14 protein-coding genes are annotated in these 14,655 nt (G+C 70.7%); 10 read left to right on the forward strand and 4 right to left on the reverse strand.

The window, feature by feature from the left end; translation table 11 throughout:
* The 4 genes from ACFQ6X_RS15040 to ACFQ6X_RS15055 all read right to left on the reverse strand — a co-directional run.
* Positions 1-464, reverse strand: a 464-nt coding sequence (locus tag ACFQ6X_RS15040; RefSeq protein ID WP_383181411.1) for a 2-oxoacid:acceptor oxidoreductase family protein, incomplete at its 3' end; no start/stop codon positions are given.
* Between the two features lie 247 nt (positions 465-711).
* Complete coding sequence (locus tag ACFQ6X_RS15045) at positions 712-1,371, reverse strand: LuxR C-terminal-related transcriptional regulator (protein ID WP_383181414.1); 660 nt, start codon at positions 1,369-1,371, stop codon at positions 712-714.
* Between the two features lie 229 nt (positions 1,372-1,600).
* The gene (locus tag ACFQ6X_RS15050; protein WP_383181417.1) at positions 1,601-2,956 is read right to left on the reverse strand and encodes a sensor histidine kinase; all 1,356 of its coding nucleotides are present in this window, start codon (positions 2,954-2,956) and stop codon (positions 1,601-1,603) included.
* Positions 2,957-3,136: 180 nt separating this feature from the next.
* A complete protein-coding gene (locus ACFQ6X_RS15055) occupies positions 3,137-4,327 on the reverse strand; it encodes a sensor histidine kinase (RefSeq protein ID WP_383181420.1) in 1,191 nt (396 codons plus the stop codon).
* Between the two features lie 167 nt (positions 4,328-4,494).
* On the opposite strand from ACFQ6X_RS15055, the gene ACFQ6X_RS15060 reads away from it, so the two are divergent.
* Genes ACFQ6X_RS15060 through ACFQ6X_RS15105 form a run of 10 tightly spaced genes read left to right on the forward strand, consistent with a single transcriptional unit; the run spans position 4,495 to position 14,635 of the window.
* Positions 4,495-4,896 (forward strand): NADH-quinone oxidoreductase subunit A, encoded by a 402-nt coding sequence (locus ACFQ6X_RS15060; protein ID WP_383181423.1) that lies wholly within the window; start codon positions 4,495-4,497, stop codon positions 4,894-4,896.
* Entirely contained in the window at positions 4,887-5,522 is a 636-nt protein-coding gene (locus tag ACFQ6X_RS15065) for an NADH-quinone oxidoreductase subunit B (protein ID WP_383181426.1), read from the forward strand. Before ACFQ6X_RS15060 ends, ACFQ6X_RS15065 begins: the two co-directional genes overlap by 10 nt.
* Positions 5,519-6,964 carry an NADH-quinone oxidoreductase subunit C gene (locus tag ACFQ6X_RS15070; protein ID WP_383181429.1) on the forward strand — a complete coding sequence of 482 codons (1,446 nt, stop codon included), beginning with the start codon at positions 5,519-5,521 and terminating at the stop codon, positions 6,962-6,964. The genes ACFQ6X_RS15065 and ACFQ6X_RS15070 overlap by 4 nt, the downstream gene beginning before the upstream one ends.
* Positions 6,961-7,929, forward strand: a complete 969-nt coding sequence (locus tag ACFQ6X_RS15075) for an NADH-quinone oxidoreductase subunit H (RefSeq protein WP_383181432.1) — start codon at positions 6,961-6,963, stop codon at positions 7,927-7,929. Before ACFQ6X_RS15070 ends, ACFQ6X_RS15075 begins: the two co-directional genes overlap by 4 nt.
* Complete coding sequence (locus tag ACFQ6X_RS15080) at positions 7,929-8,543, forward strand: NuoI/complex I 23 kDa subunit family protein (RefSeq protein ID WP_383181435.1); 615 nt, start codon at positions 7,929-7,931, stop codon at positions 8,541-8,543. Before ACFQ6X_RS15075 ends, ACFQ6X_RS15080 begins: the two co-directional genes overlap by 1 nt.
* Complete coding sequence (locus ACFQ6X_RS15085) at positions 8,540-9,097, forward strand: NADH-quinone oxidoreductase subunit J (RefSeq protein ID WP_383181438.1); 558 nt, start codon at positions 8,540-8,542, stop codon at positions 9,095-9,097. Before ACFQ6X_RS15080 ends, ACFQ6X_RS15085 begins: the two co-directional genes overlap by 4 nt.
* Positions 9,097-9,516 (forward strand): NADH-quinone oxidoreductase subunit NuoK, encoded by a 420-nt coding sequence (gene nuoK / locus ACFQ6X_RS15090; RefSeq protein WP_329208384.1) that lies wholly within the window; start codon positions 9,097-9,099, stop codon positions 9,514-9,516. The genes ACFQ6X_RS15085 and nuoK overlap by 1 nt, the downstream gene beginning before the upstream one ends.
* Entirely contained in the window at positions 9,513-11,507 is a 1,995-nt protein-coding gene (locus ACFQ6X_RS15095; RefSeq protein WP_383181441.1) for an NADH-quinone oxidoreductase subunit L, read from the forward strand. The genes nuoK and ACFQ6X_RS15095 overlap by 4 nt, the downstream gene beginning before the upstream one ends.
* Before the next feature lie 27 nt (positions 11,508-11,534).
* Positions 11,535-13,103, forward strand: coding sequence for an NADH-quinone oxidoreductase subunit M (locus tag ACFQ6X_RS15100; protein WP_383181825.1), 1,569 nt, complete (start codon positions 11,535-11,537; stop codon positions 13,101-13,103).
* Positions 13,100-14,635 carry an NADH-quinone oxidoreductase subunit N gene (locus ACFQ6X_RS15105; protein ID WP_383181444.1) on the forward strand — a complete coding sequence of 512 codons (1,536 nt, stop codon included), beginning with the start codon at positions 13,100-13,102 and terminating at the stop codon, positions 14,633-14,635. The genes ACFQ6X_RS15100 and ACFQ6X_RS15105 overlap by 4 nt, the downstream gene beginning before the upstream one ends.
* Positions 14,636-14,655: the final 20 nt, after the last annotated feature.

The raw sequence follows: 14,655 nt of genomic DNA on the forward strand, positions 1-14,655 counted from the left end.
TCATAACCGACCTTCGCCATCGGGCGTTTCGTGAACTCATCCGTGTTCACGATGATGTCCGCACCCCGCGGAACATCGGCGATGTTCGCCTTCAGTGCGGCGGGATTCATCGCCACCAGGACGTTCGGCGCGTCGCCGGGGGTCAGGATGTCGTGGTCCGCGAAGTGCAGCTGGAACGACGACACACCCGGCAGCGTGCCGGCAGGCGCCCGGATCTCGGCCGGGAAGTTCGGCAGCGTCGACAGGTCGTTCCCGAACGACGCCGTCTCCGACGTGAACCGGTCACCCGTCAACTGCATGCCATCACCCGAGTCACCCGCGAAGCGGATGATCACCCGGTCCAGACGGCGGATTTCCTTCTCAGTGGCGCCCGGTTGATCTGGCTGGGGGGCGCGTTGCTCCCCGACGACAGCCTCGCTGGCCTCATCGGTCTTTCCGGCTGGGCTACTGACCTGGCTGGTCACTGAACTGGACCTCCCTCGGGGCGGCGGCTCGGGACCGGCCGGCCCGCCGGCGGTCCAGGCCCCACCCTACTTCTGTAAGGGTCGCCTTCCTTGGACCGATCATATGGTGGACGCGTTTTCGGGACACGGATTCGTCACGCTTTGCCATATTTCTCGGACCCCCCAGCCGTCGGATGAACGCCTTCGGCACTCATCCTTTCGTTCTAGGCCTGGGATTTCGCTGCACTGCCACTACATCGTCGGATCATTACGACTTGAGATAGGTGAGAACAGCCAGAACACGCCGGTGATCTCCATCACTGGGTGACAGACCCAGTTTCTGGAAGATGTTGCTGACGTGCTTCTCCACCGCGCCGTCGCTGACCACCAGCTGTTTGGCCACTGCCGAATTCGTCCGCCCCTCCGCCATCAGACCGAGGACCTCCCGCTCGCGCGGAGTGAGCCCCGCGAACACGTCCTGCTTGCGGCTCCGGCCCAGCAGCTGCGCCACCACCTCGGGGTCCAGCGCGGTCCCGCCCCGGGCCACCCGCACCACGGCGTCCACGAACTCCCTGACCTCGGCGACCCGGTCCTTCAGCAGATAACCCACCCCCCGGCTGCTGCCGGCCAGCAGCTCGGTGGCGTACTGCTCCTCGACGTACTGCGAGAGGACCAGCACCCCGATGTCCGGGTACTCCTTGCGCAGCCGCACCGCGGCCCGCACCCCCTCGTCGGTGTGGGTCGGTGGCATCCGCACATCGGCGACCACCACATCGGGCAGCGCATCCTGGGCGGCGAGGTCGCTCACGGTCTTGATCAGCGCCTCGGCATCCCCCACCCCCGCGACGACGTCGTGCCCGAGATCGGTCAGAAGCCGGGTGAGTCCCTCCCGAAGCAGTACTGAGTCCTCGGCAATGACAACCCGCACTCGTTCCTCCACGACGCTGTGTCCCCCACTGTCTGTTCAACGTTTGATGGTGATCCGTGTGTACGCCGCCGAACGCGCCGTCCCCGCGACGTCCAGCATCCCAGGATCGGCGCCCGGACGGGCCGTACAAGCAGCTTTCGTCTGCCGCAAACGCCGAGCGCAGCGCCCCGTACCGCCGTCGAGGCGGCCGGGGCGCTGCGTGGAGTGGTTCGTGCGCGGCGGGGAACTCTCAGCCCCGCCAGGGCAGCTCGGCCGTGACCGTCGTCGGGCCGCCGGCGGGGGAGTCCACCACGAGGACGCCGTCGACCGCGTCCAGCCGCTCGGTCAGACCGGCCAGCCCGCTGCCCGACGTGAGGTCGGCCCCGCCGCGCCCGTTGTCCGTCACCTGGAGCATCAGCCGGTCCGCTGCGCGCCACACATCGACCCCCGCACGGGTGGCCCGCGCATGCTTGCTGACGTTCTGGAGGAGCTCGGAGACCGTGAAGTACGCGATGCCCTCGATGGCCTGGGCGGGCCGCGACTCCAGGTCCACCACGACGTTCACGGGGACGGTGCAGCGGGAGGCGATGGCGGAGAGTGCTGCGTCGAGGCCGCGGTCGGTGAGGACGGCGGGGTGGATGCCGCGGGCGAGGTCGCGGAGTTCCTGGAGGGCGACCTTCACTTCGCCGTGGGCTTCGTCGACCATGCGGGCGGCCGCTTCGGGGTCGGCGGTCAGTTTCTCCTTGGCGAGGCCGAGGTCCATGGCGAGGGCGACGAGGCGGGCCTGGGCGCCGTCGTGGAGGTCCCGTTCGATGCGGCGCAGGTCCGCCGCGGCCGTGTCCACGACCACACCGCGGTCCGACTCCAGCTCCGAGACCCTGGTCGCCAGCCGCGAGGGGCCGAGCAGGCCGCCGACCATCACCCGGTCCACGGACGCCAGACCGCGGATGATCCACGGCGTGACCAGGACGAGGACCAGGCCGAGACCGCTGGTGACCGCCATCTCGAAGGCGGAGTCGAGGTAGACCTGATGGGTGCTGTCGCCGTACAGCTGGACCCCGTCGATGCCCGCGTACGCCGGGAAGACCCAGCGCCACAGCGGATAGGTGAACATCGCCCACCCGTACGTCCAGAACGTCACCGAGACGACGAAGGCGAACAGGGCCCACGGGAAGTGCAGCAGCGCGTACAGCAGATGCCGCCAGGACACCCCGCTCTTCAGTACCGCACCGACCCAGGACATCAGGCCGCCCGTCCTCCCCCGTACCGGCGCGGGATCGGCCACGTCCAGCTTCAGCAGCCCACGCGCGCGGACCCGTTCCATCGCGCCGAAGCCGCGGCACATGACCAGACCCGCGGCGAGTATCGGAATGCCGAGGAAGGTGATCAGCATGCCCAGGCCCAGCGACATCATCGTGATCGCGAAACTGAACAGCACCACGCTGATCGGCAGGCTCAGTACCAGATAGGCGAGCTCGCGCCACGTCCGCGCCTCGAAGGGCGCGCGCAGGGCCGCCGGGAAGAAGTGCTTCTCCGGGGGGTAGCCGCCCGATCCGGCACCGGGCCGGTGGTGGTCCCGTGTGTCCGGTCCGTATGCCGTGGCCATCAGTGGCGTCCGTCCGTTTCTTCTGGGCGGGAGCTTCCCGCTTCTGCTGGGCGGGAGCTCCCCGCGGGCCGATACAACGGCTGCTATCTCAAGACTGCTGCGCCGGGAGGATCCGCACCATGAGGGCGGTCTCCGTATCCGGCCGGGGGTTTTCCCCACCCCTCCTCCCGCGGAGCGCCGTCAGAGGGTCTTCGACGTGGCGTCCGTACGGTCGCGCCACGGCAGCTCCGCGGTGACCGTGGTGGGCCCGCCCTCCGGAGAGTCCAGCACGAACAGCCCGTCGACCGCGCCGAGCCGCTCCGCCAGACCTGCCATGCCCGTGCCGCCGTCCAGCCGCGCACCGCCGACCCCGTCGTCCGTCACCTGGATGAGCAGCCGCTCGTGCGAGCGCCACACCTCGACCGAAACCGACCGGGCGCGGCTGTGCTTGCTGACGTTCTGGAGGAGCTCGGAGACCGTGAAGTACGCGATGCCCTCGATGGCCTCCGCGGGCCGGCCGGGAAGCTCCACCGACACGTTCACGGGGACGGTGCAGCGGGAGGCGATGGCGGAGAGTGCTGCGTCGAGGCCGCGGTCGGTGAGGACGGCGGGGTGGATGCCGCGGGCGAGGTCGCGGAGTTCCTGGAGGGCGACCTTCACTTCGCCGTGGGCTTCGTCGACCATGCGGGCGGCCGCTTCGGGGTCGGCGGTCAGTTTCTCCTTGGCGAGGCCGAGGTCCATGGCGAGGGCGACGAGGCGGGCCTGGGCGCCGTCGTGGAGGTCCCGTTCGATGCGGCGCAGGTCCGCCGCGGCCGTGTCCACGACCACCCCGCGGTCCGACTCCAGCTCGGCGATCCGGGCCTCCAACTCGTCGGACGGGGAGAGCAGCCCCCGCACCATCGCCCGGTCCGCGTTCGTCAGCCCCCGTGCGATGTAGGGAAGCACCGGCCAGAGCACGAAGAGGCCCACCAGTGTCACGGCGAACGTCGCCACACCCCACGGCAGCCGCATGAACGAGAACAACAAGGCCCGCCAGCCCACCGGATCCCTCAGCCCCGACCACAGCCAGGAGAAGAACCCCCGGTCGCGGCGGCTGCGCGGCATCGGGCTCGGCTCGTCGATCCGCACCCCGAGCATCCCCCGCGCCCGCGCCCGCTCCGCCCGGCCGAGCCCGCGCGCGCCCTGCAGCCCGAGGGCGAGCAACGGCAGACCGACCACGGTGACGGAGAGCCCCACGCCCACACCGACCAGGAACACGGTGTAGACGAATCCGGCAATTGCCATCGGAAGGTTGGCCAGGAGATACGCGATCTCCTTCCACGTCTGCCGGTCGAAAGCGAAGCGCACGGGCGGCGGCCGGTCGTTGTCCGGCAGGGAGGGGCTCATGGTCATGGACCCAGCCTGCCGGGCGGAACCCGCGCACGCCATGGGGTTCGTGGGTGGGGCGAAGTAGGGATAACCCCACCACTTGTCCGACGCGGCTGCTTACCCTCTCTTTAACAGGGCCTAGACTCCCGTGCGTACAGACGTCGGACAGGCTGAGGGAGCGAGGGGCGGACGTGGCGGACGTGCCGGGACCGACCGTTCTCGCGTCGGACTACTTCCAGAGCTACTCAGTGATCGGACTGCTCGCCCTGGTCGGCGTGCTGTTCGTCGCCGTCGCCTTCGGGGCCGGCCGACTGCTCAGGCCCGTGGTCCCGACGCCGGAGAAACTTCTCACCTACGAGTGCGGCGTGGACCCCGTGGGGGAGGGCTGGGCCCACACCCAGGTCCGCTACTACGTCTACGCCTTCCTGTACGTGATCTTCGCCGTCGACTCGATCTTCCTGTTCCCGTGGGCAACGGTGTTCGCGGCACCCGGATACGGTGCGACGACGCTGGTGGAAATGTTCATCTTCCTCGGTTTCCTGGCCGTAGGACTGCTCTACGCATGGAAGAAGGGCGTCCTCGAATGGGCGTGACGAGCCGGCCGAACCCCGAACCTCCCGTTCCGCTGCCCGATCCGACGCTGCTGCCCGAGCCGAAGAAGCTCGGTGTGCTGTCCCGGCTCGCGCCCGAACCGATGAAGGTGGTCCTCAACTGGGGCCGCCGCTACAGCCTCTGGGTCTTCAACTTCGGACTCGCCTGCTGCGCCATCGAGTTCATCGCCGCCTCCATGGCGCGCCACGACTTCATCCGGCTCGGCGTGATCCCGTTCGCCCCCGGCCCGCGGCAGGCCGACCTCATGATCGTGTCCGGCACCGTGACGGACAAGATGGCCCCGGCGGTGAAGCGGCTCTACGAGCAGATGCCCGAACCGAAGTACGTCATCTCCTTCGGCGCCTGCTCCAACTGCGGCGGCCCCTACTGGGATTCGTACTCCGTGACCAAGGGTGTCGACCAGATCATCCCCGTCGACGTGTACGTACCCGGCTGCCCGCCCCGGCCCGAAGCCCTGCTCCAGGGCATTCTCAAGCTCCAGGAGAAGATCGCCCGCGAGTCGCTCGCCGAGCGGTACGCCACCGAGGACACCGCCCGCCCCTCGACCGCCGCGCTGCGCAGCGGTCTCGTCGCCGCCCCGAAGACACCGGGGGAGGAGCAGAAGTGACCGCCGCGGACACGTACGACCGGCTGCCGGATGCCGTCGCCGACATCTTCGGCGAGGACGCGACGGCTGCGTACGCGTACGACCTGCTGACCGTCGACGTTCCCGCCTCCTCCTGGATCGCCGCACTCGAAACGGCCCGTGACGAGCTGGGCTGCCGCTACTTCGACTGGCTGAGCGCGGTCGACGAGCCGGGCACCGGGTTCCTCGTGTGCGCCCACGTCGCCGCTCCGAGCAGCGGCCGGGTCCGGCGCCTGCTGGTCCGTACGACGGTCCCGCACGAGGCGCCCGTACTGCCCAGCGCGATCGACGTGTACGCGGGTGCGGCCTGGCACGAGCGTGAGACGCACGAGATGTTCGGCGTCCGCTTCGAGGACCACCCGCATCTGGTTCCGCTCCTGCTGCCCGAGGGCTTCGAAGGCCACCCGCTGCGGAAGGACTTCGTCCTGGCCGCCCGGGTCGCCAAGGCGTGGCCGGGCGCGAAGGAGCCGGGCGAGTCCGAACACGGCGGGCCCAAGCGGCGCACCATGCTGCCGCCGGGTGTCCCCGACCCCAACGAGTGGGGCCCGCTCAAGGGCCAGCTCCCGCCCGCCCCGGCCCGCCCGGCCAGGGGCGCCCGGGCGGCGGGCGACCGTCCTGTACGCCGGGCCCGCACCGCGGGTGAAGGCTCGGCGGCGCAGCGCACCGCGGCGCCGGACGCCGCGGTGGATACGGCGCCGGATGCCACTGCGCCGGATGCCACGGCGACTCCGCAGGCCGCGCCGCCGCGGCGGAGCCGCAGTGTCTCCCAGGGCTCGGCGAGCCAGTCGGCGGAGTCTGCCGCCCCGGCCACCGAGCCTTCAGCTCCGGCCGGGCCGCCGCCTGCGGCCACCGGCGGGGAGGCCACACCGCCCTCCGAGGCCGCGCAGGCCCCGGCACCCCGGGCCACCGAGGCGGACGCGGCACCTGCACAGGCTGACGCCGGGCCCGCAGGCACCGAGCCCACAGGCACCGAGCCCACGGACGCCGAGCCCACGAGCACGCGTGTGTCCCGTGCCGTCCGCAGCACGGACGCACCCTGGCACCACGCGCGCCCCGCCTTCGACGAGGCTCCGGGCAGCGGCGCCGCGCCCGCCGCCCCCGCGCCGGACGCGGGCCCCGCTCCGGAGGCTGCTCCGGAGCAGGACCGGGCCGCGGGATCCGGGACCACCGAGGCCGAAGCGACCGAGCCCGAGGCTGGAGTCGCCGAGCCCGAAGCCGGAGTCGCCGAGCCCGAGGCCGAGGGGGATTCCGGTGCGCGGCCCGAGCCGCCTACGGCACCCGCTCCCGCGCCGCAGGGCGAACCCGGCCCTGAGGCCGAGCCCGAGCCGGGCCCCGAGGCTGAGACTGAGCCCGACCCCGAGCCCGAGCCCGAGCCCGAGCCAGACCCCCGAACCGACCGTCCCGCCGGAGGCGATACCGCGTGAACGACGTACTCGACGTCGCCATCCGGCTCGTCATCGTCTTCGCCGTGTTCATGGTCCTCCCGCTCGTCGTGGGACAGGCCGAGCACAAGGTGATGGCCCATATGCAGGGCCGGCTCGGCCCGATGTACGCGGGCGGGTTCCACGGCTGGGCCCAGCTCGTCGCGGACGGCGTGAAGTTCGCGCAGAAGGAGGACGTGGTCCCGGCCGATGCCGACCGCCGCGTCTTCCAGCTCGCCCCCGCCGTCGCCCTCCTGCCGTACCTCCTCGTGCTCGTCGCCATCCCGATCGGGCCCAGCGAGGGCGCGGTCGGCCAGGTCGTCGACGCGGGCATCTTCTTCGTGCTCGCCGTCATGGGCATCGGCGTACTCGGCTCGCTGATGGCGGGATGGGCCTCGGCCAACAAGTTCTCGCTCCTCGGCGGCCTCCGCACCGCCGCGCAGCTTCTCGCGTACGAACTGCCGATGCTGCTCGCCGCCGCATCCGTGGCCATGGCGGCAGGCACCGTCTCGCTCCCCGGCATCCTGAACGCCTTCGAGTGGTGGTGGCTGCCCTGGCAGATCGTCGGGGCCCTGGTGTTCTTCGTGGCCGGACTCGCCGAACTCCAGCGTCCGCCGTTCGACATGCCGGTCGCCGACTCCGAGATCATCTTCGGTGCGTACACCGAGTACACAGGCCTGCGCTTCGCCCTGTTCCTGCTCGCCGAGTACGCCGGAATCGTCGTCCTGTGCGGGCTGACCACCGTTCTCTTCCTCGGCGGCTGGCACGGCCCGCTCGGTGCCGACGGGCTCGGCTGGGTCTGGACCCTGCTCAAGGTGGCCGTCCTCGCCTTCGTCGTCATCTGGCTCCGTGTCACCTATCCCCGTCTGCGCGAGGACCAGTTGCAGAAGCTCGCCTGGACCACGCTCATCCCCCTCGCTCTCGCGCAGATCGCGCTCACCGGCATCGTGAAGGTGGCGATCAACTAGTGCCTCCGATCCCCGGCTCAGGCCTGGCCAAGGGTCTCGCCGTCACCCTGCGGACCATGACGAAGCGCACGGTCACCGCCCAGTACCCGGACGTCCAGCCGGAACTGCCGCCCCGTACCCGCGGCGTCATCGGGCTGTTCGAGGAGAACTGCACCGTCTGCATGCTCTGCGCACGCGAGTGCCCCGACTGGTGCATCTACATCGACTCCCACAAGGAGACCGTGCCCGCCGCCGCCCCCGGTGGCCGCGAGCGCAGCCGCAACGTCCTGGACCGGTTCGCGATCGACTTCGCCCTCTGCATGTACTGCGGTATCTGCATCGAGGTGTGTCCTTTCGACGCACTCTTCTGGTCACCGGAGTTCGAGTACGCCGAGACGGACATCCACGAACTCACCCACGAGCGCGACAAGCTCCGCGAATGGATGTGGACCGTGCCCGAGCCGCCCGCGCTCGACCCGGGAGCCGAGGAGCCGAAGGAGATCGCAGCCGCCCGCAAGACGGCGGAGAAGCTCCAGGCGGCCCAGGAAGCGGAACAGGCCGTAGCTGACCGGGCCACGGGACAGGACGCGGGACAGAACGCGGCACCGGACGTCGAACAGGGGGGACAGGAGTGAGCCTCGCAGCGGCCGCCGCCGGTCACCCCGGCTTCCTCTCCCCGACCGGCGTCGAGATCGCCTTCCTCCTCGTAGGACTCGCCACCTTCGGCGCGGCACTCGTCACCGTCACCACCAAGCAGCTCGTGCACGCCGCCCTCTGGCTCGTCGTGGCGCTCGGCGGTCTGGCCGTCGAGTACCTCCTGCTCACGGCCGAGTTCATCGCCTGGGTGCAGGTGCTGATCTACGTCGGCTCCATCGTCGTCCTCCTCCTGTTCGGGCTGATGCTCACCCGGGCCCCCATCGGCCGCTCCCCGGACGCAGACTCGGGCAACCGCTGGGTCGCCCTGGGTGTGGCCGTGGCCTCGGCAGCCGCCCTCGTCTGGGTCGTCGTGGACGCATTCCGTACGACCTGGATCGACCTGGACGGACCCGCCCAGGGCTCCACCAAGGCGACCGGCGAGTTCCTCTTCCGGCACTGGGTGCTGCCCTTCGAGGCGCTCTCCGTCCTGCTGCTCGCCGCTCTCGTCGGCGCGATCGTCCTGTCCCGCAAGGACCGAGAGGACAAGAGCTGATGCACCTCGCCTATCCCGCCGTGCTCGCCGTCCTCCTCTTCTGCACCGGGCTGTACGGAGTCCTCGCCCGCCGCAACGCGATCCTCGTACTGATGTCCGTCGAGCTGATGCTCAACGCCGTCAACCTCAACCTGGTCGCCTTCGACGTCTGGCTCCGGGACGCGCTCCACTCCGGCCAGGCCCTGACCCTCTTCACCATCGCCATCGCCGCAGCCGAGATCGGCATCGGCCTGGCGATCGTCCTGGCCGTCTACCGCAACCGGGGCAGCTCGGACGTCGACCGACTCCGCGACACCGCGGAGACCGACGAGGCCGAGACCCTCCCCGGCGACGAGGACACCGACGACGCCGCCCACGGCACCGCAGACCCGGCCACTGCTCCGGCAGGGAAGGCAAAGAAGGCAGAGGCCACCGCGTGACCACCACGACCCTCGCCGTCCTCGTCCCCCTCCTCCCCTTCCTGGGCGCTGCCGCCGGACTCCTCCTCGGCAGGACCGGCTACGCACGCCCGCTCGCCGTACTGTCCACGCTCGCCGCAGGCGTCATCGCCGTCGTCGTCGCCGTACGCCAGGGCGGCGGCCCGGCCATCGTCGCCGCGACCGAACTCACCCCCACGGGCTCGGTCCCCATCGACCTCGCCCTGTACCTCGACGGCTTCGCCGTCCTCGTCGCCGTCCTCGTCGCACTCGTCGCCACCTGTGTGCAGATCTACTCGACGGCCTACCTGCGCGACGACGCCCGCTACCCCTCCTACGCGGCCCTCGTCTCCCTCTTCACCTCCGCGATGCTGCTCGTCGTCTACTCCGGCGACCTGATGGTGCTCCTGGTCGGCTGGGAGATCATGGGCATCTGCTCGTACTTCCTCGTCGGCCACTACTGGGAGACGCCCGAGGCCCGCGCCGCCTCCCTCAAGGCCTTCCTCGTCACCAAGCTCGGCGACGTCCCCTTCCTCATCGGCCTGTTCGCACTCGCCGCGGACACCGGCACCTTCCGCATCACCGGGATCCTCGGCGCCGTCGCCAACGGCGGGCTCGACCACCCCACCCTCATCGCCCTGCTGCTCCTCGCAGGCGTCGCGGGCAAATCCGCGCAGTTCCCCCTGCACACCTGGCTGCCCGACGCGATGGCCGGCCCCACCCCGGTCTCCGCGCTCATCCACGCCGCGACGATGGTCGCCGCCGGTATCTACTTCGTGGCCCGGCTCCTCCCCGTCTTCGCGGAATCCGGCGCCGCCCTCGTCGTCCTCGCCGTGATGGCCGCCGTCACGATGATCGGCTCCGGACTTGCCGCTCTGGCCCAGGACGACATCAAACGCGTCCTCGCCTACTCGACCATCGGACAGCTCGGCTACATGTCCGGAGCCCTGGCCGTCGGCGACCGGGGTGCCGCCGTCTTCCACCTCATTTCGCACGGTGCGTTCAAAGCGGTCCTCTTCCTCGCCGCAGGCGTCGTCATCCACGCCGCGGGAACCAACTCACTGGCCGCCATGTCCCGCATGGGCGGCCTGACCAAGCGCATCCCCGACGCCTACTGGACGATGACCGTCGCCCTCCTCGCCCTCGCCGCCATCCCCCCGTTCGCCGGCTTCTTCTCCAAGGAAGCCGTGCTCGTCGCCGCCGAGCACACCGCCCTCGGCGACCGTGACGTGGCGCCCGCGGCCGCAGGCTGGACGATCCTCGTCGCCGGACTCCTCGCCGCCGTCCTCACCGCCGCCTACGCCACCCGCCTGTGGCTCCTGGCCTTCCGCGGGCGCGGCACCGAGGCCCCCGACCACGGCAAGCAGCCCGTCGCGATGACCTCCGTGCTGTGGGTCCTCGCCGTCCCCACGATCGCCTTCGGCCTCACCGTCGGTGTCATCGCCGACTGGTTCGACGGACACAGCCTCACCCCGTCCCTCACGACCGCCGTGCTCTCCACCGGGGTCGGCCTCGTCGGCGGCCTCGTCACCTACGGGGCCTGGCGCCACACCACGGCGATGGCCGACCGTCCCCCGGTCGGCGCGGTCGCCGCCCACCCCGACGCGGAACCGGCCCTGGTGGAGGTCGAGGCGATGACCTCCCACACCGCCGCCTACGGCACCATCGCGGACGCGCCCGACCCCTCGGACCCCGGACGTCTCCTGCTCGGCCCCCTCCATCGGCACGCCGTCACCGGCTTCCACCTCGACGCCCTGTACACGAGGCTCTTCGTCCGCCCCGTCCAGGCAGCCGCACTCCTCGTCCGCTTCCTGGACCGCGAGGTCGTCGACACGTACGTCCGCGCCTCGGGCAGCATCGCCCGCGGGCTCGGCACCGTGGTCCGCCGCGCCCAGACCGGCAACGTGCAGACCTACCTCGGCGCGCTGCTCGCCGGATCCCTTGTCCTGGCGATCGCCGCCGTCGTCTTTGCCAACGTCAACGCCGGGGCGTGAACCGTGATCGATATCAGCGCGTCCGTGATGCAGTTCCTTCTGGCGTTCATCGTCGTCGGCCCGCTCGTCGGTGCCGTCGCCGCGCTCCTGCCCGCCCCGCCCGGACTCAAGGGCAGGAACCCCGACCAGGCCGTGCTCCGCCACGGCGTGACCGTCACCGGCGCCGTCCTCGTCGCCGCACTCGTCCTGGCCGCGGGCTTCGACCACGACCACCCGTCGAAGATGCAGGCCACCACGGACATCAGCTGGATCCCGGCACTCGACGTCCGGATCCACCTCGGTACCGACGGCATCTCGCTCCCCCTCCTCGTACTGACCGCGCTGCTGACCTTCCTCTGCGCGCTCTACAGCTACTTCAAGCTCCCCGCAGGCCCCTCCCCGAAGGCCTTCGTCGCACTCGTCCTCGTCCTCGAGTCCGGCACCCTCGCGACCTTCGCCGTCCTCGACCTGCTGCTGTTCTTCCTGGCCTTCGAGATGGTCCTCATCCCGATGTACTTCCTCATCGCCCGCTGGGGCGGCGACCGGAAGCAGCCCGCCGCCTGGAAGTTCATCCTCTACACGCTGCTCGGCTCCGTGCTCATGCTGCTGGGGCTGCTCCTCATCGGACTGAAGAGCGGCACCTTCGACATGGTGGCACTCGCCACTGACAACGGCCGTGGACTCACCGCGTCCGTGCAGGTCATCGCCGTACTCGCCATCGGCATCGGCCTCGCGGTGAAGACCCCGATGTGGCCGCTGCACAGCTGGCTCCCCGACGCCCACACCGCGGCGCCGACCGTCGGATCCGTCCTCCTCGCCGGCGTCCTGCTGAAGATGGGGACGTACGGCTTCGTCCGGATCCTGCTGCCCATCACGCCCGACGGGATGCAGACCTTCGCGCCCTACCTCGCCGCGTTCGCCGTCGTCGGAATCATCTACGGGTCCCTCGCCTGCCTCGCCCTGGCCCGCCCCGGCGCGAAGGGCGACCTCAAGCGCCTCATCGCCTACTCCTCCGTGGGCCACATGGGCTTCGTGCTCCTCGGTATCGCGACGATGACCCCCACCGGCGTCAACGGCGCACTCTTCGCGAACATCGCCCACGGCCTCATCACCGGACTGCTGTTCTTCCTCGTCGGCGCCGTCAAGGACCGGTACGGCACTGCGGACCTCGACACGCTCGCCGGAGCCACCGGAGCCGCTCTGTACGGCCGGGCCCCCCGCCTCGGCGGCCTTCTCGCGTTCGCAGCGGTCGCCTCGCTCGGGCTCCCCGGCCTCGCCGGGTTCTGGGGCGAGATGCTCACCCTCTTCGGCGCCTTCGACCCCGCCGAAGGCCTCAGCCGACCCGCCTTCCTCACCTTCATGTCCATCGGCGCCTTCGGCACCCTGCTCACGGCCGCGTACATGCTCATCGTCGTACGCCGCGTCTGCATGGGCGGGACGCCCGAAACGGGCGGTGACCGCGAGGAGCAGCGCCCGGTGGCCGACATCCAGAACTACGAATTCGCTGCCTGGACCCCGCTCGCCGCCCTCACCGTCCTCGCCGGGCTGTGGCCCGCCGTCCTCCTCGGCCTCACCGACCCGGCCGTGCAGAAGCTCCTCGCAGGAGGCAAGTCGTGACCGTGGCAGCCGACAGCGCAACCGGGGCGGCAAACCTCGTCCAGTCCGTCGACTGGCTCGCGATCGCACCGCCCGTCATCGCCGCCGTGGTGGCGCTCGCCGTCCTCGTCGCCGACCTCTTCGTCAGCGAACGGCGCAAGCCGCTCCTCGGGTACGGAGCCGTCGCCGGACTCGTTGCCGCGCTCGCCCTCCTCATCCCGCTCCGCGCCGGAGACCGCTCCACCTTCTGCCTCACCGGGGGCACCCAGGCCTGCAGCTACACCGCCGACCACTTCGCCCTCGTCATCCAGGCCCTCGTGCTCGGCGGAGCCCTGCTCACCGCGCTGCTCTCGATCGGCGACACCCGCAAACTGCCCGCAGGGGAGTTCTGGTTCCTGCTGCTGTCCTCCGCGGCGGGCGCCGCCCTCCTGCCCGCATCGCGCGACCTCGCCACCCTCGTCGTCGCCCTCGAAGTCGCCTCACTCCCCGCCTTCGCCCTCGTCGGCATCAAGCGCGGCGACCGGCGATCCTCCGAAGCCGCGCTGAAGTTCTTCCTCTCCTCCGTCGTCGCCACCGCCGTGATGCTCCTCGGCGTCAGCTTCGTCTACGCGACCACCGGCAGCCTGCACCTCACGGAGATCGCCGACCGCCTCGACGACGTACCCGGCCGGTTCGACACCCTCGCCGCGGCGGGCGTCGTCCTGACCCTCGTCGGTTTCGCCTTCAAGACGGCCGCCGCACCCTTCCACTTCTGGGTCCCCGACACCTACGTCGGAGCCCCCCTCCCGATCGCCGCGTACCTCTCGGTCGTCGGCAAGGCGGTCGGCTTCTCCGGCCTCATCCTCGTCACCGTGATCGGCTTCCCGTCCTACGCCGACGTGTGGGGACCCGCCCTCGCCGTACTCGCCGCCCTCACCATGACCGTCGGCAACGTCGCCGCACTCCGGCAGACGGCGACCCGCGCCCGCAGCGCCGTACGCCTCCTCGCCTGGTCGTCCGTCGGCCAGGCCGGCTACCTGCTCGTCCCGATCGCCGCCGCCGCGTACTCCAGCGACGAGCAGATCGGCTCCACCGTCGCGTACGCCCTCATGTACGCCGTCGTGAACCTCGGCGCGTTCGCCGTCGCCGCTCTCGTCGCCCGTACCCACCCCGGCAACCGCCTCAGCGACTACCGCGGCCTCTATGCCACCCGGCCCCTCGCCGCGCTCGCCATGGGCTTCTTCCTGCTCTGCCTGGCCGGCCTGCCCCCGGGCATCATCGGCCTCTTCGCCAAGGTCACCGTCTTCTCCTCGGCCGTGGACGCCGGGCTGGGCTGGCTCGCCGTCGTCATGGCCGTCAACGTCGTGATCGCGCTCTACTACTACCTCCAGTGGACCGCGGCACTCTTCCGCACACCGGAGACGGCACCCGGTGACGAGCCGGCCGCCGCCCCCCGTACCCATCACGTCCCCGCCCCCCTCACCCTCGCGATCGCCCTCACCGCAGTGGCCGGCATCGCCCTCTCGGGGGCGCCCCAGCTCGTCCTCCGCTTCGCCGCAGTCAGCCTCTTCTGACGCTCGGAAGATCGGTTTGC

This window comes from Streptomyces sp. NPDC056452 (assembly GCF_042796085.1).
Classification (GTDB): Bacteria; Actinomycetota; Actinomycetes; order Streptomycetales; family Streptomycetaceae; genus Streptomyces.